The following is a 20,999-nucleotide window of genomic DNA, read 5'->3' on the forward strand; positions in this document are numbered from 1 at the left end:
CGCTGTGGCGCTTTGCCCGTAAATCGCCCCGATGAAATGCCAAGGGGACGCCATGTGCGACCCCTCACAACCGTCTGAACAAGGATCACCATCATGTCGCGCGTCTGCGAACTGACCGGCAAGGGGCCGATGAGTGGCAACAACGTGAGCCACGCCAACAACAAGACGCGGCGCCGCTTTCTGCCGAATCTGAACGATGTCACGCTGATTTCCGATGCGCTGGGCCGCTCGTTCAAGCTGCGTATCTCGGCGGCGGCGCTGCGCACCGTCGATCATCGCGGCGGGCTGGATGCCTTTCTCGCCCGCGCCAAGGATGACGAACTTTCGCCCACCGCGCTGAAGATCAAGCGCGATATCGCCAAGGCGCAGGCTTCCGCCGCCGCCTGATCGGGTGCAATGATCGAGAAGTGTACACGGCCCCGCCTTCCGGCGGGGTCTTTTGCGTTGACGGTGCGCATCCGGCAGGCGCTGGCGGTTGCAACGGGATGGACAGCGGGGCCAAAGGGCGCTATCGGCAGGGCATGAACAGATGTGCCCATATCACCCTGCTGCCGCTGCGCCGACGCCGCCGCGCGTGATCCGGCCAGGCGCGCGCCTGCTGCCGCTGTTCCTGCACTTTTCCCGCCTCACGTTGACTTGCCCTTGCGCCTTTGGCACTTGATGGGCTTCCGCAAAAGGATTTTCCACATGATCCCTGCCGTTTTGCCGACCTATAACCGCGCGCCGCTGTCCTTTGTCGAGGGGTCGGGCAGCTGGCTGACCGAAGCCGGGGGCGCGCGTTATCTGGACATGACTGCGGGGATCGCGGTGAATGCGCTGGGCCATGCTCACCCAGCACTTGTTGCGGCGCTGACCGAGCAGGCCGGCAAGCTGTGGCATGTGTCGAACCTCTATCGTATCCCCGCGCAGGAGGCCCTTGCCGAGCGGCTGGTGGCCGAGAGTTTCGCCGATACGGTCTTTTTCACCAACTCGGGCACCGAGGCCGCCGAACTGGCGATCAAGATGGCGCGCAAATACTGGTATGACAAGGGCCAGCCCGAGCGCGTCACGATCCTGACGTTCGAGGGCGCCTTTCACGGCCGTTCGACCGGGGCGATCTCTGCCGCGCCGTCGGAAAAGATGGTCAAGGGCTTCGGCCCGCTTCTGCCCGGCTTTCGGCAGCTTCCCTGGGCCGACCCGGCGGCGATCGAGGCGGCGATGGATGAGACCGTGGCCGCCGTGATGATCGAACCCGTGCAGGGCGAAGGCGGCATCCGGCCGCTGCCCGAGGACCAGCTCAAGGCCCTGCGCGCGCTGTGCGACCGCACCGGGACGCTGCTGATCCTCGACGAGGTGCAATGCGGCATGGGCCGCACGGGGCGGCTGTTTGCGCATGAATGGGCCGGGGTCACGCCCGACATCATGATGGTCGCCAAGGGCATTGGCGGCGGCTTTCCGCTGGGCGCGGTGCTGGCCACCGAAGACGCTGCGCGCGGCATGGTTGCTGGCACGCATGGCTCGACCTACGGCGGCAATCCGCTGGCCTGCGCGGTCGGGCTGCGCGTGACCGAGATCGTCTCGGACCCCGGCTTTCTGGATGCGGTGCGGCGCAAGGCAGGGCGGCTCAACCAGGGGCTGGCGGCGCTGGTGGACGCGCACCCGGACGTATTCGAGGGGTTCCGCGGCATGGGCCTGATGCTGGGCCTGAAATGTCGCGAGGGCGTGGCCGCGGGCGATGTCGTCGCGGCGGGCTACGGCGCGCAGCTGCTCACGGTGCCCGCAGCCGACAATGTGGTGCGGCTGCTGCCGCCGCTTAACATTACTGACGAAGAGATCGACGAGGCCCTGGCCCGGCTCGATCGCGCGGCAACCAGTGTTGCCGCACCGTCAGGCTGACCTGCCCCGACGTTGCAGCGGCACATAATGAAAGCAGGGCAGGACCCCAAAAGGAACAGGGACATGAAGCATTTTCTCGACATTCACAAAACCCCGGCGGATGAGTTGCGGGCGATGATCGATCAGGCCCGCGCGATGAAAGCCGCGCGCGCCGGTCAGCCCCGCGGCACGCCCGACAGCCAGCAGCCGCTGGCTGGACGCATGGTGGCGCTGATCTTTGAAAAGCCCTCGACCCGCACGCGCGTCAGCTTCGATGTCGGGGTGCGCCAGTTGGGCGGCGAGACCATGGTGCTATCGGGCAGCGAGATGCAGCTTGGCCACGGTGAAACCATCGCCGATACCGCACGGGTGCTGTCGCGCTATGTCGACCTGATCATGATCCGCACATTCGAGGAGGCCACGCTTCTGGAACTGGCCGAATATGCCGATGTTCCGGTCATCAACGGGCTGACCAACCGCACGCATCCCTGCCAGATCATGGCCGATATCCTGACCTACGAGGAACACCGCGGCCCCATCGCCGGGCGCAAGGTGGTGTGGTCCGGCGATGGCAACAATGTCTGTGCCTCGTTCCTGCATGCTGCCGGGCAGTTCGGCTTCGATTTCACCTTCACCGGCCCGCCCGAGCTTGACCCGGAACCGGCCTTTGTCGATGGCGCGCGCGCGGCTGGCGTCACCGTCGAGATCGAGCGCGACCCCCTGCGCGCCGCCCAGGGCGCCGACCTGATCGTCACCGACACCTGGATTTCGATGCATGACAGCCAGACAGCCAAGGAGCGCCGCCACCGGCTGCTGCGCCCCTATCAGGTGAATGAGCGCCTGATGGCGGCTGCCGGCTCCGATGCGCTGTTCATGCATTGCCTGCCCGCGCATCGCGATGAAGAGGCCACAAGCGGCGTCATGGACGGCCCGCAATCGGTGATCTTCGACGAGGCCGAAAACCGCCTGCACGCGCAAAAGGCGATTATGCGCTGGTGCCTCGGGGCCTGAGGCGTCAGCGCCGCGGCTTTGCGCGTAGCGTCGGCGCGGCCTCGGTCGGGTCTTCGGGCCAGGGGTGTTTGGGATACTGGCCGCGCATGTCCTTGCGCACATCGGCATAGCTGGTTTTCCAAAACCCCGGCAGATCGGCCGTCACCTGCACCGGGCGCTGCGCAGGTGACAGCAGCGTCAAGCGCAAAGGCAGGCGCTGCGGCCCCACGACCGGATGCTCGGTCACGCCGAACACCTCCTGCAGGCGCACCGCAGCGGAAGGAAACTCGCCGCTGTAGTCGATCGGCACCCGCCGCCCCAGGGGCGTGGTGAAATGGGCAGGCGCCAGCCGGTCGAGCATTTGCAACGCATCCCAGCCAAGGCTCTGGCGCAGCGGCTCATGCAGGTCGAGCGCGCGCAGATCATCCGCCGTGCGGCAACCGGCAAGATGCGGCAGCAGCCAATCCTCGGCACGGTCCATCAACGCCGCATCCGAGAAATCCGGCAGATCGGCGCCTTGCCCGCGCAACAGCATCACCCGCGCCTGCAACCGCCGTGCCGCCGGCGTCATGCCGCAAGCATCAAGCGACAGCTCGCGCACCCCTTCAAGCGCGGCGCGCGCCACTGCCTCGGGCGGGACGTCGCGCCAGATCCTGTCGACCAGCACCAGCGCGCCCAGCCGCTCCTGCTGTCGTGCGATGACACGGCGTTCGCGGCGCGACCAATCGCAAACATCCACCCAGCCGATCTGCCCGGCGAACAGCACGCGCAACTCGGATTCGGTGATCTGCGCCGCCTGCCTGATCCGGGCCTCGCGCGCGTCGCCGTCCAGATCGGTCGCCACGATCAGCCGCGCGCCCGCCAGCGGGTCATGCGCATCCATCACGGCCCCCTTGCCGCCCGAAAGCACCCAGCGCGGCGCCTCGCCCTTGCGGCGCAGGCCGATGCGGTCGGGATAGGCCAGTGCCGCCATCGCACCGGGGCTTTCGGCATCGTCCTGTGGCGCATCGGGTGCCATCCGGCGCAACCGCCGCACCTCCTGACGGATGCGATCAAGTGTGCCACGGTCGGCCTGCATGCCGTGCTCGGCGGCAAAGCGGGAAGGGTCCGCAAGCGCCGACAGCCGCAACCCCAGATCCACGGGCGCGCCCCGCAACGGGTCACGCTCTGACAGGAGCGCGGCCAGCGGCGCGGCCTGAGCGCCCGCGCGCAGCAGCATATGCGCCAGACGCGGGTGCAACGGCAGCGCCGCCATCGCCCGCCCGTGTGCGGTGATCCGCCCCGCCGCATCCAGTGCCCCAAGATCGCGCAATAACCGCCGCGCGGCGGCCAGCGGCCCCTCGGGCGGTGGCGTCAGAAAGGCCAGCCCCGCGCCATCGCCCACGCCCCATAGGGCGAGTTCCAGCGCCAGCCCGGACAGGTCAGCCACTTCGATCTCGGCCGGGGCGAAGGCGGGCAGCGCCCCTTCCTCGCCACGTGTCCAGAGCCGGTAACAGACCCCCGGCGCAACCCGCCCGGCGCGACCCCGGCGCTGCTCGGCCTCGGCGCGGCTGACACGTTCGGTCACCAGCCGCGACATGCCCGAACCGGGGTCGAAACGCGCCCGCCGCGCGCGGCCGGCATCGACCACCACGCGGACATCTTCAATTGTCAGCGATGTTTCGGCAATCGCGGTGGCCAGCACGAGCTTGCGCCCCTGCGCAGCGGGCGTAATCGCGGCGCGCTGGTCGCGGAAAGGCATCGCGCCGTAAAGCGTATGGAGCACGCAGTTTGCGGGCAGTTGCCCCTTCAGGCGCGCGGTGACCTGCCTGATCTCGCCCTCGCCCGGCAGAAAGACCAGCAGGCCGCCCTCGGTCTCGTCCAGCGCGCGCAGAACGAGGTCGGCCACCGCCTGATCGAGCCGCGCCCCCACCCGCAACGGCTGATCCAGCCAGCGGGTTTCTACCCGATGGCTGCGCCCTTCGGCGGTGATCACGGGTGCATCTCCCATCAGCGCGGCAACCGGCGCGGCATCCAGCGTTGCCGACATGACCAGCACCCGCAGATCGGGGCGCAGCGCCGCGCGGGCCTCGAGCAGCAGCGCAAGGCCCAGGTCGGCGTTCAGCGAGCGCTCGTGAAACTCGTCGAAGATGACGGTGCCGACATCCTCTAGCGCAGGGTCGGCCTGGATCATCCGGGTCAGGATGCCCTCGGTCACAACAATGATACGTGTGCGCCGCGATACTTTCGCCTCGCCCCGGATGCGATACCCCACGGTATCGCCCACGGCCTCGCCCAGACTGGCGGCCATGTGCTCGGCTGCGGCACGGGCGGCCAGCCGGCGCGGCTCCAGCATCACGATGCGGGAGGAGAACCCGGCTTCGACCAGCGCCAGTGGCACGCGCGTCGTCTTGCCGGCGCCGGGCGGTGCCTGCAACACGGCACGTCCGGCCCGGGCAAGCGCCGGAACCAGGGCAGGCAGAACCGCGTCTATGGGAAGCTCTTGCCGCATGTCTGCCCTTATCGGGAAATTTCGCGCCCCTGGCCAGTGCCGCCTGGCCGGACAAAAGCGCATTTGGCGACCCCGGCAGGACTCGAACCTGCAACCATCGGTTTAGAAGACCGGTGCTCTATCCGTTGAGCTACGGGGCCGCGATACCGGCGGTTGGCCGGTGCGGGGCAGATTTACCCCGCGCGGCCGGGCACTTCAAAGGCAAAATGCGTGCCTCCGGGGCGCGGTGGTGTGAACAGACCGGCTTGAGCCTGCGCGCGTGCGCGGATAAAGCAGCCTCAAGGGAGTGCGCGCCATGAGCTTCAACACCTACGGTCATCTTTTCCGCGTCACCACCTGGGGCGAAAGCCACGGGCCGGCACTAGGCGCCACGGTGGATGGCTGTCCGCCGGGCATTCCGCTCGAGGCCGCGATGCTTCAGCACTGGCTTGACCGGCGCAAGCCGGGGCAGAGCCGTTACACCACCCAACGCCGCGAAGCCGACGCGGTCGAGATCCTTTCGGGCGTCTATGAGGGCCAGACCACCGGCACGCCGATCCAGCTGATGATCCGCAATACCGACCAGCGCTCGAAGGATTATTCCGAGATCGCGCAGAAGTTCCGCCCCGGACATGCCGATATCACCTACTGGCAGAAATACGGGCTGCGCGATCCACGCGGCGGCGGGCGGTCGAGCGCGCGGGAAACGGCAGCGCGGGTGGCGGCCGGAGGTGTCGCGCGCGAGGTTCTGGCGGCGCTGATGCCAGGGCTGAAGATCACCGGTTACATGGTGCAGATGGGGCCGCACGGGATCGACCGCGCGCGTTTCGACCGCGATGAGATCGGGCGCAATCCATTCTGGGTTCCGGATGCGCAGGCTGCGGCCCAATGGGCCGAATATCTGGATGGGCTGCGCAAATCCGGCAATTCAGTGGGGGCGGTGATCGAGGTGGCCGCTTCGGGTGTGCCGGCGGGGCTGGGTGCGCCGATTTATGCCAAGCTCGATAGCGAACTGGCCGCGGCGATGATGACAATCAACGCGGTGAAAGGCGTCGAGATCGGGGCGGGCATGGCGGCGGCGGCGCTGACGGGTTCGGAAAATGCCGACGAGATCCGAATGGGGGCAGACGGGCGGCCGGAGTATCTGTCAAACCATGCCGGAGGCGTGCTGGGCGGTATTTCGACAGGGCAGGAGGTTGTGGTGCGTTTCGCGGTCAAGCCGACCTCTTCGATCCTCGATCCGCGCCGCACCGTCACGGTGAATGGCGACGAGACGGATATCATCACCAAGGGCCGCCATGACCCCTGCGTCGGCATCCGTGCGGTGCCGGTGGGTGAGGCGATGATGGCCTGTGTGCTGCTCGATCAGCTGTTGCTGCACCGTGCGCAGGTTGGTGAAGGGCCGCGCGGCGCCATCGGCTGAACGCTTCGAGGGGTGTCTGGCCTGCATAGCGCAAGCATCGGCTGTCAATCGATCTCGCGCGCCTGATCGACCAGCATGATCGGAATGCCGTCACGAATCGGATAGGCCAGATGCGCCGCGCGCGAGACAAGCTCCTGCCGGTCGGCGTCATAGCCCAACTGCGCCTGGGTGGCGGGGCAGACCAGCGCTTCTAGCATCCGCCGGTCGAACCGGGGATGGGCGGGCGTTACGGTAGCCTCTTGCGGGCTTTCGGCCTGTGTGTGGCTTTGATCGTCGGGCTGGTTCATTGCATCGTTTCCTCGCCATGTCCGCTGCGCAGGGCGAACTCGATCAATGTTATCAGGGTTTCGCGCCGTATGGCCAGCGAGGGGGCTTCGAGCAGCGCCTGCCTGTCCTCCGGGTCGAAGGGGCAGAGCATCGAGAGCGAGTTGATCAGAAGCTCGTCCTCGGCATCTTTCAGGCTGTCCCAGTCGGTTGAAAGTTCCTGCGCGGCAAAGAACCGCCCCAGAAGTTCGAGAAACGTCTCACGGTCGAAATCCGGGTCGCTTTCCGGCCCGGCGCGATCACGCTCGAACCCTTGCCACGAGACATCTGCCCGCCGATAGGGCGCAAAGCCGGAAACCTCGCGCCTGAGCCGAAAGCGCGAGATGCCCGTGAGAGTGATCATGTAGCGGCCATCTTCGGTTTCCGAGAACCCGGTCAGCCGCCCGGCGCAGCCGATACTGTGCAGGGGTGGGGCACTGCCGCCGGCGCGCTGTGCGGGGCCGGGCGCCGCGCGTGGTTGGACCATCCCGATCAGGCGGTGCGTGGTCTTCATCGTATCGTCGAGCATGGCGAGGTATCGCGGCTCGAAGATATGCAGCGGCAGCCGGGCACGCGGCAGCAGCAGCGCCCCCGGCAGGGGAAAGATCGGTATGGCGTCAGGCAGATCGGCTTTCAACATGATCAAGACCTAGCCCGCCCCACCGGCTCAGGCAAATATCATCGAGCTGAGCCGGCGGCGCCCCTTCTGTGCGATCGGGTCGCCGGGCTTGAGCGCCTCGAAGATGGTGAAGAGCTGCGCCTTGGCCGCGCCGTCATTCCAGTCGCGGTCGCGGCGGAAAAGCTCGAGCAGTTCTTCGACCGCCTCTTCGACCTCGCCATTGGCGTGCAGCGCCTGAGCGAGGTCGAAGCGGGCCTGATGGTTGTCGGGCTCGGCCCCGACCTTGGCGCGCAATTCGTCGATGGGGCCCGCATCCGCGGCCTGGCGGGCCAGCGCAAGCTGGGCACGAGCGGCCTCAAGCTCGGGGCTGTTTGCGATTTCGGGCGCGGCTGCGTTGATCAGTGCCTCGGCCTTGTCCAGATCGCCCATGGCGATATGAGCGCGCGCCAGCCCGCCATGCGCGGCGGCGCTGCCTGGTTCCTGCCCGAGAATTGCGGCAAAGGTCTGGGCCGCATCTGCTGCGGCGCCTTCGGAAAGCATGGCCTCGGCGGCATCGATGGCCTCGCCCAGGCCGTCATCGCCGCCAGCCAGAGCGGCGATCTTGTCGACAAAACTCTTGATCTCGCTGGGGGGCAGGGCGCCCTGGAAGCCGTCGGCCGGTTGCCCCTGCCAGAAGGCATAGACCGTGGGAATGGATTGGATGCGCAACTGCGCGGCGATCTGCTGGTTTTCATCGACGTTGATCTTGACCATCCGCACCTTGCCGCCCGCAGCCTGCACGGCGGCTTCGAGCGCGGGGCCAAGGGTCTTGCAGGGGCCGCACCAGGGCGCCCAGAAATCCACGATCACGGGCACTTCGCGGCTGGCCTCGACAACCTCGGCCATGAAGTTCTGCTCGGATCCGTCGGTGATCAGATCACCTTTCGCCTGCGGCTGTTGGTTGCCGCTGCCAAGTTCCAGCATCTTTTTTTCCTCAATCTGGTGTCGCGTGTTGCGCCCTATATGTGCGCCGGCGCCTCAAAGGCCAAGGGGGAAGTGCCGACGCGGGCGATCAGATGTCGAACCGCGCCAGCACCGGCGCATGGTCCGAGGGGCGATCCCAGCCGCGCACATCGCGCAGGATCCGGCTGTCATGCCCGGCACCCGCGATGTCGCGGCTGGCCCAGATGTGATCCAGCCTGCGCCCCTTGTCGGCGGCGTCCCAGTCGCGCGCGCGATAGGACCACCAGCTGTAAAGCTGCCCTTCGGGGATGTCCTGTCGGGTGATGTCCACCCACCCGCCGGCTTCCTGCGCGGTGCCCAGATGATCGACCTCGACAGGGGTGTGGCTCACTACCTTGAGCAACTGCTTGTGGCTCCAGACGTCATCTTCGCGCGGGGCGATGTTGAGATCGCCCACAAGGATTGCCTTTTCCGGCCGACTGTCGCCGAAATGGGCGCGCATCTCGGTCAGGAAATCGAGCTTGTGGCCGAATTTCTCGTTCACTTCGCGGTCGGGCACATCGCCGCCTGCGGGAATGTAGAAATTGTGGATGGTGACGCCGTTTTCCAGCCGCGCGGCCACATGGCGTGCATCGCCCCGCCCGCACCAGTCGATGTTCCCGGCGTCCTCGAGCGGCAGACGCGACAGGATCGCCACGCCGTTGTAGCCCTTCTGCCCGCGCGCCACCATGTGTCCATAGCCCAGCCTGGCGAACATCTCGGCGGGGATCTTCTCGACGGGGCTTTTGCATTCCTGAAGGCACAGGATATCGGGCGCCTGCTCGTGCAGCAGGCGCTGCACCAGTTCGGCGCGCAGCCGGACCGAGTTGATGTTCCAGGTGGCGATGGTGAAGGGCATGGGTGACTCCGTGTGATCCGCCGGCGGTGAAAGCATGGATGCCGGGCGCGATGCAAGGGTGCCCGTCACGGCAAGGGTCAGCCGCTTCCCCCCGCAGGGTCCACAAGTTCCAGAAGCGCCTCCACCGTCGGGCCGATGGCCTCGACGATCTGGCGCACGCCCTCGGCGTTTGGGTGGATGCGGTCGTCCTGCATCAGGTCGGCAAGCGACATCCCTGAAAGGGCCTTTTCGCTGACCGGGCCGAGGAAATCGGGGTAGAGCAGCGCGCCGTATTCTTCGGCCAACTCGGGATACATGCCCTCAAAGTCGCGCTTGAACTCGGGACCGTAATTTCCGGGCGCGGGCATCCCGGAGATCAGCACCGGCACCCCTGCGGCGCTGGCCGCCTCAAGGATTGCAGCAAGGTTGGCGCGGCTTTCCGCCGGGTCGAGCCCGCGCAGCAGGTCGTTGCCGCCCAGCGTCACGATCAGCGCATCGGGATTGTCGGCGAGGGTCCAGTCGATACGGGCGCGGCCGCCTGCCGTGGTGTCGCCCGACACGCCCGCGTTGATCACATTCACGTCATGGCCGCGCGCGCGCAGCCAGTTTTCAAGCACGGGCACGAAGCCCTCGTCCTGCGGCAATCCGTAGCCCTGGATCAGGCTGTCGCCCAGTGCGCTGATGGTCAGAGTGCCGTCATTGGCGGCAGTGGCGCCGGGCAGGGCAAGCCCCACCACGGCGGCAAGTGCAATCAGCGGCTTGCGCAGGGTGCCCCATGCCCCATATCCCCGTGATATGGCCAGCCAAAGGACAGTTTTCATGACCGACCCCATACTTTCGCTCAAGGAGGCCCGGCTGACCCTGCAAGGCAATGCCGGGCCGGTCGAGATATTGCGGGGCATCACCCTGGACGTGGGCACGGGCGAAACACTCGGGCTGGTGGGGCCTTCGGGCTCTGGCAAGTCTTCACTCCTCATGTTGATGGGCGGGCTCGAGCGCGCCACCGGGGGGGTGGTCATGGCTTTGGGCCGCGACCTGACCGCGATGAACGAGGACGCGCTGGCGCGCTTCCGTCGTGACAATATGGGAATTGTTTTCCAGTCCTTCCACCTGATCCCCACCATGACGGCGCTTGAAAATGTCGCGACCCCGCTTGAACTGGCCGGCGCGCCCGATGCGTTCGAGCGCGCCGAGCAGGAGCTGCGCTCTGTCGGGCTGGGCGCGCGGATTGACCATTACCCCAGCCAGATGTCGGGGGGCGAGCAGCAGCGCGTGGCGCTTGCGCGTGCAGCTGCGCCACGACCCAAGATTCTGCTGGCCGACGAGCCGACCGGTAACCTTGATGCTGCCAACGGCAACGCGATCATGGACATGCTGTTCGATCTGCGCGACCGGCACGGTGCCACGCTGATCCTTGTGACCCATGCGCCGGAACTGGCCGCGCGCTGCGACAGGGTCGTGCGGCTCGATGACGGGCAGATCGCCGGCGAAGACCTGCGGAGGGCGGCAGAGTGATGTTGCCACTATGCCTACCTCAGTTCGTGAAGCTGGCTCGCAATGAAGAGCTTGAGCCGGGTATCGATATTAGCCGGGCGGATTTGCGCGTTAAAGGTGAATACCCTCGCGTAGGAGTCGTTAGGGGAAACTCCTCGAGCGAGCAATATCGCGGCGTAGCCCTCGATGAACAGGTCGCCTTGCAACTTTGGAACCTCCATGCTTCTTGCGTGGAGGGCAATTTCGGTCACGCTTCTTCGGCTCCAAATGCACAAGGTCCCGCCCCCTCGCGGGAGGTCCGGCCATGAACCTTGCCGTGGCATTCCGCATCGCCCGGCGCGAGCTGCGCGGCGGGCTGAGGGGCTTCTGGATATTCCTGGCCTGTCTGGCGTTGGGGGTCGGGGCGATTGCCGCCGTGGGTTCGGTGCGTGCGTCGATCGAGGCCGGGCTTGCGCGCGAAGGGGCCGTGCTTCTGGGGGGCGATGCGCAACTCAGCTTCACCTATCGCTTCGCCACTGAGGACGAACGCGCCTGGATGGAGGGCCGCGCCGCGCGCGTGTCCGAGATCGTCGATTTTCGCTCGATGGTGGTGATCGATGGCGCCGAGGGGCCGGAACGCGCCCTGAGCCAGGTGAAGGGCGTCGATGACGGCTGGCCACTGGTCGGCGCAGTGGTGCTGGAGCCTGACATGCCGGTTGGCGACGCGCTGGGTGAACAGGCCAGCGGCCTGCCCGGCGCGGTGATGGACCGGCTTCTGGTGGATCGGCTGGGGCTGGTTCCGGGCGATACCTTCCGGCTGGGCACCCAGGAATTCGAATTGACCGCCATCCTGGTCAGCGAACCCGACCGTGCCACCGGGGGGTTCGGTGTTGGCCCACCCACAGTGGTGCGCACGGAGGCGCTGGCAGGCTCTCAACTGCTGGAACCCGGCACGCTGTTCGATTCGCGCTACCGGCTGCAACTGGCGCCGGGCACTGACCTTGAGGCCCTGCGCGCCGAGGCCGAGGCCGCCTTCAGCGACACCGGGATGCGCTGGCGCGACAGCCGACGCGGGGCGCCGGGGATCGAGCGTTTCGTGGACCGGATCGGTGCGTTTCTTGTGCTTGTCGGGCTGGCGGGCCTGGCCGTGGGCGGGGTGGGCGTTTCGGCCGCCGTGCGCGCCTATCTCGACGGTAAGACCGCCGTGATCGCTACGCTCAAGACGCTGGGCGCCGAGGGGCGCACGATCTTTGCCGTGTATTTCTTCCAGATCGGGGCGCTGACGCTGCTGGGTGTGGGGCTGGGGCTGGGGCTGGGGGCAGGGCTGCCGCTGGTGCTTGCGCCGGTCCTCTCGGCGCAGCTGCCGGTGCCGGCCGTTTTCGCCGTTCATCCCGCGCCGCTGGCCGAGGCCGCGTTCTACGGGGTGATGACGGCCCTGATCTTCACGCTCTGGCCGCTGGCGCGCACGGGTGAGGTGCGCGCGGGCGCGCTGTTTCGCGACTCGGGTGGCGGGGGGCGCCGCGCGCTGCCGCATCCGGTCTATCTGCTGGTCACGCTGGCCTTGGTGGTGGCGCTGGTGGGGGCCGCGACCTGGTTTTCGGGCGTGCCGGTGCTGGCGCTGGGCAGTGCCGGGGGCATTATCGGCGCGCTGCTGGCGCTGATGCTGGCGGCCTATCTGGTCGCGCGGCTGGCGCGCCGGGCGGCACGGTCGCGGTGGGTGCGCGGACGCTCGGCGCTGCGGCTTGCCCTGGGAGCGGTGGGCGGCCCGCGTGAAGAGGCGGCGTCAGTGATCTTGTCGCTGGGGCTGGGCTTGTCGGTTCTGGCCGCCGTGGGGCAGATCGAGTCGAACCTGCGCATGGCGATCGAGCATGAACTGCCCGAACGCGCGCCGTCATATTTCTTCGTCGATATCCAGAACGATCAATTGCCCGGCTTTCTCGAGCGGCTGGACGGCGACCCGATGGTGTCGAATGTGGAAACCGCGCCGATGCTGCGTGGGGTCATCACCCGGATCAACGACCGCCCCGCGCGCGAGGTTGCAGGTGAGCACTGGGTCTTGCGCGGCGATCGGGGCGTGACTTATTCGGCGCTCCCCCCGGAGGGCACCCAGATCACCCAGGGCGTCTGGTGGCCGCAAGATTACGACGGCCCCCCGTTGCTGAGTTTTTCCGCCGATGCGGGCGAGGAACTGGGCCTTTCGATCGGCGATACCGTCACCGTCAACATCCTCGGCCGCGACATCGAGGCCGAGATCGCCAATTTCCGCGTGGTCGATTTCTCGACCGCGGGAATCGGCTTCGTCATGGCGGTGAACCCGGGCGCACTGGCGGGGGCGCCGCATACCCACATCGCCACGGTCTACGCGGCGCCAGAGGCCGAGGCCGAAATCCTGCGCGATCTGGCGGGGGCTTACCCGAACATCACCGCCGTGCGCGTGGGTGATGCGATCGAACAGGTGGCCGAGGCGCTTTCGGGCATCGCGGCGGCCACGACCTATGCCGCGGCGGCGACGCTGCTGACGGGCTTCATCGTGCTGATCGGGGCGGCGGCTGCCGGCGAGCGTGCGCGGGTGTTCGAGGCGGCGGTGCTCAAGACGCTGGGCGCGACGCGCGGGCGCATTCTGTCCAGCTTTGCGCTGCGCTCCGCGATGCTGGGCGCAGCGGCGGGTGGGGTGGCCATCGTTGCAGGCGGGCTGGCGGGCTGGGCGGTCATGACCTTCGTCATGGAAACCGGCTACCGGTTCGAGCCCGTTTCGGCCATCGCCATCGTGCTGGGCGGGGTCGTGGCGACATTGCTGGCCGGGCTGGGCTTTGCCTTGCGTCCGCTGGCGGCGCGCCCGGCTTCGGTGCTGCGCGCGCAGGAGTGAGAGGGGCAAGTTGGCGTTCCTGGCCGCGGGAGTGCCCTTCGCTTTGGCTGTCGCACGGTTGACAGCCGGAACAGGGCCTCCGGCGGGGATATTTTTCTCACAGTGAAGAGGCGGGCAGGATGCGCATCTGGCATGGCGGCGGGCCAGTGATCCGATCGGTGAACCGAGGCGGTTCATGCTGCCAACTCCGTGTGAGGTGTGAAGGATGCGCCTGCTTCGGCAAACCGCCAGGCCAAGAGGGCGGCAGGAACGAATGGCGCGGTGGGCCTGCGGCCTTCGTTCCACGCCGGCGGTTTCCTTCTGCGCATGTCCTGGGATAAAGCTTCATGATGCCCTACGCACCTGCCACGCTTGCCGAACTTCTTGCCGCCGGTTTCGATGACATCATCGACGTGCGCTCGCCCGCGGAATACGCCGAGGATCACATCCCCGGCGCGGTGAACCTGCCGGCCCTGAGCAACGCGGAACGCGCCCGCGTCGGGACCGTCTATGTGCAGGAAAGCCGTTTCATGGCGCGTCGAATGGGGGCGGCACTGGTGGCGCGCAATGTGGCGGCGCATCTGGAGGGGCACCTGGTCGGCAAGGGGCCGCGGTATCGCCCGTTGGTCTATTGCTGGCGCGGGGGGCAGCGCTCTGGCTCGGTGGCGACGATCCTGCGCCAGATCGGCTGGCAGGCCGAAACGCTGGAAGATGGCTGGCGGGGGTATCGCCGGATGGTGGTGGAGATGCTTTACAAGGCGCCGTTCCCCGCGCCTCTGGCAGTGCTCGATGGCAATACCGGCACGGCGAAGACCGAGCTTCTGCACCTGATGGCTGCGCGCGGCGTGCAGGTGATCGACCTTGAGGGGCTGGCGCGGCATCGCGGTTCGCTTTTTGGGGCGCGCGCCGGCGGCCAGCCTTCGCAGAAGGCGTTCGAGACGGCGCTGGCGCGGGCGATGGCCGGGTTGGACAGCGCGCGCCCGGTGGTGGTCGAGGCCGAGTCGAACAAGATCGGCGATCTGTTCCTGCCCCCTGCCCTGTGGCAGGCGATGCAGCGCGCGCCTCGTGTCGCGCTTGCCGCGCCGCTGGCAGAACGCGCGGCCTATCTGGCGCGCAGCTATGCCGACCTGACCGAGGATCGCGCGGAACTGGCAGCGGTGATTGACCGGCTCAGACCCTATCATGCGGCTGAACGGATCGAGACCTGGCACGCCCTTGCCCGCGAGGGGGCGTTCGAGGCGCTGGCCGCCGCGTTGATGGAGGTTCATTACGACCCCCGCTATGCCCGCAGTGCCCTGCGCCGCGCCGAACCCCCGCAGCACAGGATCGAGATGACCGACATGCGCGCTGAGGGTCTTGCCGCCACGGCGGACAGGCTGGAGCAGGCGGTCGCGCGGCTCAGGCAGCCAGATGCGGGCGGAACCGTTCGATCAGCCGGGCATAAACATCGCGCTTGAAGGGCACGATCCCCTCAAGCAACTCAGCCGCGCGCAGCCAGCGCCATTCGGAAAACTCGGGATGTTCGGTGTCGAGGGCGATCTCGCTGTCGGTGCCGGTAAAACGCATCAGGAACCAGCGCTGCTCCTGCCCCCGGTAATCGCCGCCCCAGATCTTGCCGACCAGGTGGTCCGGCAGGTCATAACGCATCCAGTCCTCGGTTTCGTCGAGGATATCGACCTGGCCGGGGGGGATCCCGGTTTCCTCTTCCAGCTCGCGCAGGGCGGCGGTGCGCGGGTCTTCGCCCGAGTCGATTCCGCCTTGGGGCATTTGCCAGGCCGGGATTGCGCTGTCGAAGCGCTGCCCGGCAAAGATCAGCCCGTCGCGGTTGATCAGCATGACGCCCACACAGGGGCGATAGGGCAGGCGGTCATGGGCAGCGGTCATGGGCAAGTGCTTTGTTCGGGAAAAGAAATGGCAGACCGGCAGCTGGGCTGCCGATCTGATCGCGTTATCCGGGCCGCGCTGTTTGCCGCATCGGGAGCGCGAATCAGCGCCGGCCGTTGATTGCCGACAGGCCGCGCAGAATGTCCAGCGCATAGGCAAGCTGGTAGTCTTCTTCGCGCAGGCGTGCGGCCTCTTCGGCGGCGCGGCGCTCTTCTTCCAGCACGCGCAGTTCGTCTTCCGACATGCTGTCATTGTCGAGCCGTCCGCGCAGATCGGCCTCGGAGCGCGGTGGCAGCACCGAGCCATTGTCGTTTTCATCTGCGGGGCTGCGGCGCGGCGGTTGCTCGACCACGATATCCGGCGAGACACCGAGCGCCTGAATCGACCGCCCGGAGGGCGTGTAATAGCGCGAGGTGGTCAGCCGCATGGCACCGTCGCCGCGCAGGGGCATCACCGTCTGAACGGAGCCCTTGCCGAAGCTGCGGGTGCCCACGACGATGGCGCGGCGGTGATCCTGAAGCGCGCCCGCCACAATCTCGGAGGCCGAAGCCGAGCCGCCATTGATCAGCACGACGATCGGCTTGCCTTCGATCAGGTCGCCCGCCGTGGCGTTGAAGCGTTCGCTGTCTTCGTCGCGCCGCCCGCGGGTCGAGACGATCTCGCCCTGGTCGAGGAAGGCATCGGCCAGCCGGATTGCCTGGTTGAGCAGCCCGCCGGGGTTGTTGCGCAGGTCGAGCACCACGCCGCTGACACTGTCCAGCCCGCCGGCGGATTCAACCGATTCCATCAGCCCGTCACGCAGGTTGGGCCATGTCTGGTCGTTGAAGGTGGTGACGCGCAGCACCACGCTGTCGCCTTCCATGCGGGTGCGCACGGCGGTCAGGGTGATGGTGTCGCGGATGATCGAGATTTCGAAAGGTTCGGGCTGGCCTTCGCGCACCACGGTTATCACGATTTCCGAGCCGACCGGCCCGCGCATCATGTCCACAGCCTGATCCAGGGTCAGCCCCATGACCGATTCGCCGTCGATATGGGTGATGAAATCGCCCGCCTCTATGCCGGCGGCAGCGGCCGGGGTGTCATCAATGGGCGAGACGACCTTGACGAAGCCGTCTTCCATCGTGACCTCTATGCCCAGTCCGCCGAACTCGCCGCGCGTCTGCACGCGCATGTCCGAGAAATCCTTGGGCGGCAGATAGCCCGAATGCGGATCGAGCGAGGTGAGCATCCCGTTGATCGCGGCCTCGATCAGATCGGCGGGATCGACCTCTTCGACGTAGTTGGCGCGGATGCGCTCGAAAATATCGCCGAACAGGTCAAGCTGCTGATAGACGGACTGGCTGTTGCGGGTCTCCTGGGCGACCAGCGGCCCGGCGATCTGCGTTGTCAGAAGGGCTCCGGCCATTACACCGCCGATCGCGGCGAACAAGAACTTTTTCATGGCGTCTTCCTATTCCCTTGTCTGTGCGAACCACGCGGCGGGGTCCAACGGCTCTGCCCCTTGCCTCAGTTCTATATAGAGCGTTTCCGTCCTGTCGCCGCTGCCCTGGCGGGCCAGCACGAGAAATTCCTCGGCGCCGGGCTCCTGACCGCCCATAAGGCCCAGGGGAGTTCCCTCGGGCACCACTTCACCCACGTCACCATATACGATGTCAAGCCCGGCGATCACTAGCAGATAGCCCTCGGCCGGTTCGAGAATCATCACGTTTCCGTAGTCGAGCAGCGGGCCGCGGTAGCGGATCGTGGCGGCCGAGGGGGCCGTGACCAGCGCGCGGGGGCGGGTGGCCAGCAGCAGGCCGGGGCGGCGGATGCCGGCGGCGTCGGCCTCGCCCGCGCGGCGCAGAACGGTGCCCTGCACCGGCAGCGGCAGGGTGCCGCGCGCAGCTTCGAAGGCCGCGGTGCTGGTGGTGTCGCCGGGGGCGCCTTCATCGCCCGGCAGGGCAATGCCCGCAAGCCCGCTGGCAAAGCTGTCCAGCGTGTCGGCGGAGTCGAGCAGGGCGCGCAGTGCCTCGGGGTCGTCGACGATCCGCTGTGGCAGGTCGCGGCGGTCGGCGATTGCCTGCGCAAGCGCGACGCGGGCCTGCTGCACCTGCACCAGCCCCGCCTCAAGCGTATGCGCAGCACTTTCCTGAAGCGCGCGGATCATCGCGATCTCTTCGAGGTTCGCGCGGATCGCGGTGGCCTCGGCGGCCAGCGCGGGCGCGACCTCGGCCAGCATCATGCCCGAGCGTGCGGTGCCCAATGGCCCCGAAGGGTGCAGCAGAAGAAGCGGGCCATCTGTCCGCTCGACCGTCGCAAGCACACCCAGAAGCTGCGACAAATCGGCCGAGCGGGCGTCAAACTGGCGGCGGATGGCGGTTTCGCGGATAGCGGCGCGGCGCAGCCCGTCGCGCAGGGCGGCCAGCCCCTCTTCATAGGCGGCGATGGTGCGGCTGAGCGCGGCGACGCGGTCGCGCGCGGCTTCGGCTTCGGACAGTGCCTCGATGGCCTCCTGCAACTCGCGGGTGGCGTGTTCGGCCGCTTCCGCTGCGCCCGCCCCGGATTGTGCCTGCGCAGGCAGCGGCGACAACAACACGGGCGCCGCCGCCAAGGCGATCACGATCAGCACCCCATGCAGCAAAACCCGCAGCCGCCATCCCCGCCGGGGTTTCCCGGCTCGGGCAGCGGAAGGCGGCCGCGGCGCAGTCACGGTCCCTCAATCAGATTCCGGCCCGTCATTTCGGGCGGCTGTGGCAGGCCCAACAGCGCCAGCAGCGTGGGCGCGATGTCAGCCAGGCGCCCGCCCGCGCGCAGTCGCGCACCCGCCGGCCCGCCGATCAGTACCACGGGCACCGGGTTGGTGGTATGGGCGGTGTGAGGGCCCCCCGTTTCGGGGTCGATCATGGTTTCGCAATTGCCGTGATCGGCAGTCAGCAGCATTGCGCCACCCGCGGCCTCAAGTGCTTTCAGGGCACGCGCCAACCCGGCGTCAACGGCTTCGCAGGCGCGGGCCGCGGCGCCTAGGTCGCCAGTATGGCCCACCATGTCGGGGTTTGCAAAATTCACCACGATCAGATCATAACCCGCCCCGATCGCCTCGACCAGTTTCTCGGTAACTTCGGTTGCGGCCATCTCGGGCTGCAGGTCATAGGTGGCCACTTTGGGGCTGGGCGGCATGAAACGGTCTTCGCCCGGCTCCGGCGCTTCCTGGCCACCATTGAGAAAGAAGGTCACATGCGGGTATTTCTCGGTCTCGGCCAGGCGGAACTGCCGCAAACCGTGTTTTGCGACCCATGCGCCCAGCGTATTGGCGATCTCGCGCTTGGGAAAGACGGTGTCCATATAGGCGTTGTGTTCGTCGGAATACTCGACCATGCCCAGAAGTGCCGCCCATTGCGGGCGGCTGGACACGTCGAACTCGGCAAAGCCGGGCGCGCCGATGGCGGCGAGGATCTCGCGCGCGCGATCGGCGCGGAAGTTCAGGCAGAACAGCCCGCCTCCATCGCTTGCGCCGTCATAGTCGCCAATCACCGTGGGCGAGATGAACTCGTCGGTTTCGCCGCGCGCATGTGCCTCGGCCACGGCGGTGGCGGCATCGGGCGCCCCGCCGCCGATGCCCGGAACCATGACGTCATATGCCCGTTTCACCCGCTCCCACCTGTGGTCGCGGTCCATCGCCCAATAGCGCCCGGTAACGGTGACGATGCGTGCCGCATCGGGTAGGCCGGCCTCAAGCGCGGCGACGTATTCGGGCGCCGAGGTCGGCGCCACATCGCGCCCGTCGGTCAGCGCATGGATGGCCACCGGCACACCCGCCGCCGTGATCGCGTCAATCGCGGCGCGCATATGGTTTACATGGGCATGAACCCCGCCATCCGAGACCAGTCCGAGCAGATGCGCCGTGCCGCCGGTTTCCCTTAGCCGCGCGATGAACCGCGTGAGTGCGGGCAACGTGGCAAAGCTGCCATCCTCGACCGCGAGGTCGATCTGCCCCAGGTCCATCGCCACGACCCGGCCCGCGCCGATATTGGTGTGCCCGACCTCCGAGTTGCCCATCTGCCCGCTTGGCAGGCCGACATCGGGTCCATGGGTGATCAGCGTGGCGTTGGGGCAGGTGGCCATCAGCCTGTCATAGGTCGGGGTCGCGGCCTGTGCGATTGCGTTGCCTTCGCGGCTGTCGCGCAACCCCCAGCCATCAAGAATGCACAAAACGACGGGGCGCGGTGATGTCATGGGCGGTTTCCTTGCTGCTCGGCGTTTCTTCTAGGCGCTTGGCTGCGGTGGGGCAACCTGCCAGAGCGGGCAGACCAGACCGGTTTGCAGTTGGTTGGAATCGGATTGTTTCCGCGCACGGATCAACAGCCATGTTGCTGTTCCGGCGATATCTGCTAACCAATTTTCAGTTTCGGCCTCGGCTGGCTCGCTGCCGGGCGAGGGCCTTGAGCGCGCCCTTCAGGTGAAACGGCGCCAGGATTCGATGATCGAAAGGTGAGTGACGTGGCAACACCCAAGGATTCCGCTATGCTTAATACCGTGGCTCCCACCGGCAGGCTCCGCCTTGCCGTTGCCGTGGGTCAGGCCATTTCAGGCGTTTGGTGCAAGCGCGATTCCGATGGTGAGCCGGTCGGTGTCACGATCGATCTGGGGCGGGCGATCGGCGTGCAACTTGGCCTGCCGGTTGACCTGGTGGTCTGTGACAGTTCGGCCCATATCGTGGCCACGGCCAATGATGGCACATGGGACGTAACTTTCGTGCCCGTCGATGCGGAACGCAAGAAGCTGCTTGCCTTCGGGCCGGATTACTACCTCGGCACCAGCACCTACGGCGTGCGCAAGGATGACCCCGCGACCGACATTCCCGGATTCGACCGCCCCGGATGCCGGATCGGCGGGGTTGAGGGCACGGCGACCCTGCGCAGCGCGCGGCGCACGCTCCAGCACGCCGAAAGCACGGGGTTCGCGACGCTGGATGCCGCGATCGCTGCCTTCCGCGCGGGCGAGATCGACGGGATCGCCCTTGGCCGCGAGTCGCTTGACAGCATGGCGGCAAACCTGCCCGAGATGCGGGTGCTCGACGGGCATTTCCATGCCACCGGCACTGCCCTGGCCGTGCCCCTGGGCCGTGAGCCCGCGCTCGAGCCGCTTGCCGGAGCGCTGGACGAGTTGCGCGAAGCCGGGGTCGTCGCGCAGTTTCTGCACGAACATGGGTTGCCTGTATCGGGTGTGGCGCCGAAAGGGTCGTTCAGCTAGGGCATGTTGCGCCTGATTGGTTTCATTCCGCCCGGGCCGCTTGCGGCCCGGGCATGCGCCCGCCCGCCCCCCAGGCGGGCGCATCCGCGC

At 67.3% G+C, this 20,999-nt stretch carries 18 protein-coding genes and 1 tRNA gene; 8 read left to right on the forward strand and 11 right to left on the reverse strand.

Translation table 11 applies throughout. From position 1 onward, the window contains the following. Nucleotides 1-93: 93 nt before the first annotated feature. The 3 genes from rpmB (at nt 94) to argF (ending at nt 2,865) form a co-directional block, all read left to right on the forward strand. Entirely contained in the window at nt 94-387 is a 294-nt protein-coding gene (gene rpmB, locus DQ229_RS12510) for a 50S ribosomal protein L28 (protein ID WP_114966594.1), read from the forward strand. 300 nt (nt 388-687) lie between these two features. Beyond that, the gene (locus tag DQ229_RS12515) at nt 688-1,875 is read left to right on the forward strand and encodes an aspartate aminotransferase family protein (protein WP_114966616.1); all 1,188 of its coding nucleotides are present in this window, start codon (nt 688-690) and stop codon (nt 1,873-1,875) included. A gap of 63 nt (nt 1,876-1,938) precedes the next feature. Then, nucleotides 1,939-2,865 carry an ornithine carbamoyltransferase gene (gene argF, locus DQ229_RS12520; protein WP_114966595.1) on the forward strand — a complete coding sequence of 309 codons (927 nt, stop codon included), beginning with the start codon at nt 1,939-1,941 and terminating at the stop codon, nt 2,863-2,865. 4 nt (nt 2,866-2,869) lie between these two features. Here the strand turns inward: argF and hrpB are convergent, their stop codons facing one another. Continuing rightward, on the reverse strand, nt 2,870-5,335 hold the full coding sequence (gene hrpB / locus DQ229_RS12525; protein ID WP_114966596.1) for an ATP-dependent helicase HrpB: 2,466 nt from the start codon (nt 5,333-5,335) through the stop codon (nt 2,870-2,872). 64 nt (nt 5,336-5,399) lie between these two features. Further along, nucleotides 5,400-5,475: transfer RNA gene (locus DQ229_RS12530), tRNA-Arg, on the reverse strand. A gap of 155 nt (nt 5,476-5,630) precedes the next feature. On the opposite strand from DQ229_RS12530, the gene aroC reads away from it, so the two are divergent. Continuing rightward, complete coding sequence (aroC, locus tag DQ229_RS12535) at nt 5,631-6,737, forward strand: chorismate synthase (protein WP_114966597.1); 1,107 nt, start codon at nt 5,631-5,633, stop codon at nt 6,735-6,737. A gap of 44 nt (nt 6,738-6,781) precedes the next feature. Here the strand turns inward: aroC and DQ229_RS16840 are convergent, their stop codons facing one another. The 5 genes from DQ229_RS16840 to DQ229_RS12560 form a co-directional block, all read right to left on the reverse strand. Next, the gene (locus DQ229_RS16840) at nt 6,782-6,934 is read right to left on the reverse strand and encodes a Trm112 family protein (protein WP_238381069.1); all 153 of its coding nucleotides are present in this window, start codon (nt 6,932-6,934) and stop codon (nt 6,782-6,784) included. A gap of 86 nt (nt 6,935-7,020) precedes the next feature. Continuing rightward, nucleotides 7,021-7,683: an LON peptidase substrate-binding domain-containing protein gene (locus DQ229_RS12545; RefSeq protein WP_114966617.1), complete on the reverse strand. Its 663-nt coding sequence runs from the start codon at nt 7,681-7,683 to the stop codon at nt 7,021-7,023. A 24-nt stretch (nt 7,684-7,707) separates the two neighbouring features. Next, nucleotides 7,708-8,622: a thioredoxin gene (trxA, locus tag DQ229_RS12550; RefSeq protein WP_114966599.1), complete on the reverse strand. Its 915-nt coding sequence runs from the start codon at nt 8,620-8,622 to the stop codon at nt 7,708-7,710. Nucleotides 8,623-8,710: 88 nt separating this feature from the next. Continuing rightward, entirely contained in the window at nt 8,711-9,499 is a 789-nt protein-coding gene (locus DQ229_RS12555; RefSeq protein WP_114966600.1) for an exodeoxyribonuclease III, read from the reverse strand. Between the two features lie 77 nt (nt 9,500-9,576). Then, nucleotides 9,577-10,299 carry an arylesterase gene (locus tag DQ229_RS12560; RefSeq protein WP_114966618.1) on the reverse strand — a complete coding sequence of 241 codons (723 nt, stop codon included), beginning with the start codon at nt 10,297-10,299 and terminating at the stop codon, nt 9,577-9,579. Between DQ229_RS12560 and DQ229_RS12565 the strand changes: the two genes are divergently transcribed. The 3 genes from DQ229_RS12565 to mnmH all read left to right on the forward strand — a co-directional run bounded on the left by DQ229_RS12565 (nt 10,298) and on the right by mnmH (nt 15,253). Then, on the forward strand, nt 10,298-10,993 hold the full coding sequence (locus DQ229_RS12565; protein WP_114966601.1) for an ABC transporter ATP-binding protein: 696 nt from the start codon (nt 10,298-10,300) through the stop codon (nt 10,991-10,993). The genes DQ229_RS12560 and DQ229_RS12565 overlap by 2 nt on opposite strands. Before the next feature lie 283 nt (nt 10,994-11,276). Then, nucleotides 11,277-13,817, forward strand: coding sequence for an ABC transporter permease (locus DQ229_RS12575; protein WP_114966603.1), 2,541 nt, complete (start codon nt 11,277-11,279; stop codon nt 13,815-13,817). A gap of 329 nt (nt 13,818-14,146) precedes the next feature. Next, nucleotides 14,147-15,253 carry a tRNA 2-selenouridine(34) synthase MnmH gene (mnmH, locus tag DQ229_RS12580; RefSeq protein ID WP_114966619.1) on the forward strand — a complete coding sequence of 369 codons (1,107 nt, stop codon included), beginning with the start codon at nt 14,147-14,149 and terminating at the stop codon, nt 15,251-15,253. Here mnmH and DQ229_RS12585 read toward each other — a convergent pair. The 4 genes from DQ229_RS12585 to gpmI all read right to left on the reverse strand — a co-directional run bounded on the left by DQ229_RS12585 (nt 15,195) and on the right by gpmI (nt 19,892). After that, on the reverse strand, nt 15,195-15,686 hold the full coding sequence (locus tag DQ229_RS12585; protein ID WP_420796870.1) for an RNA pyrophosphohydrolase: 492 nt from the start codon (nt 15,684-15,686) through the stop codon (nt 15,195-15,197). The two genes, mnmH and DQ229_RS12585, sit on opposite strands and share 59 nt — an antisense overlap. A gap of 97 nt (nt 15,687-15,783) precedes the next feature. Then, a complete protein-coding gene (locus DQ229_RS12590) occupies nt 15,784-17,121 on the reverse strand; it encodes a S41 family peptidase (protein WP_114966605.1) in 1,338 nt (445 codons plus the stop codon). 9 nt (nt 17,122-17,130) lie between these two features. Next, nucleotides 17,131-18,270, reverse strand: a complete 1,140-nt coding sequence (locus DQ229_RS12595; protein ID WP_114966620.1) for a murein hydrolase activator EnvC family protein — start codon at nt 18,268-18,270, stop codon at nt 17,131-17,133. Between the two features lie 95 nt (nt 18,271-18,365). Continuing rightward, nucleotides 18,366-19,892 carry a 2,3-bisphosphoglycerate-independent phosphoglycerate mutase gene (gpmI, locus tag DQ229_RS12600; protein WP_114966606.1) on the reverse strand — a complete coding sequence of 509 codons (1,527 nt, stop codon included), beginning with the start codon at nt 19,890-19,892 and terminating at the stop codon, nt 18,366-18,368. Between the two features lie 288 nt (nt 19,893-20,180). On the opposite strand from gpmI, the gene DQ229_RS12605 reads away from it, so the two are divergent. Beyond that, a complete protein-coding gene (locus DQ229_RS12605; RefSeq protein WP_114966607.1) occupies nt 20,181-20,909 on the forward strand; it encodes a transporter substrate-binding domain-containing protein in 729 nt (242 codons plus the stop codon). Nucleotides 20,910-20,999 lie beyond the last annotated feature (90 nt).

Source organism: Alkalilacustris brevis, assembly GCF_003350345.1.
GTDB classification, from domain to species: Bacteria; Pseudomonadota; Alphaproteobacteria; order Rhodobacterales; family Rhodobacteraceae; genus Alkalilacustris; species Alkalilacustris brevis.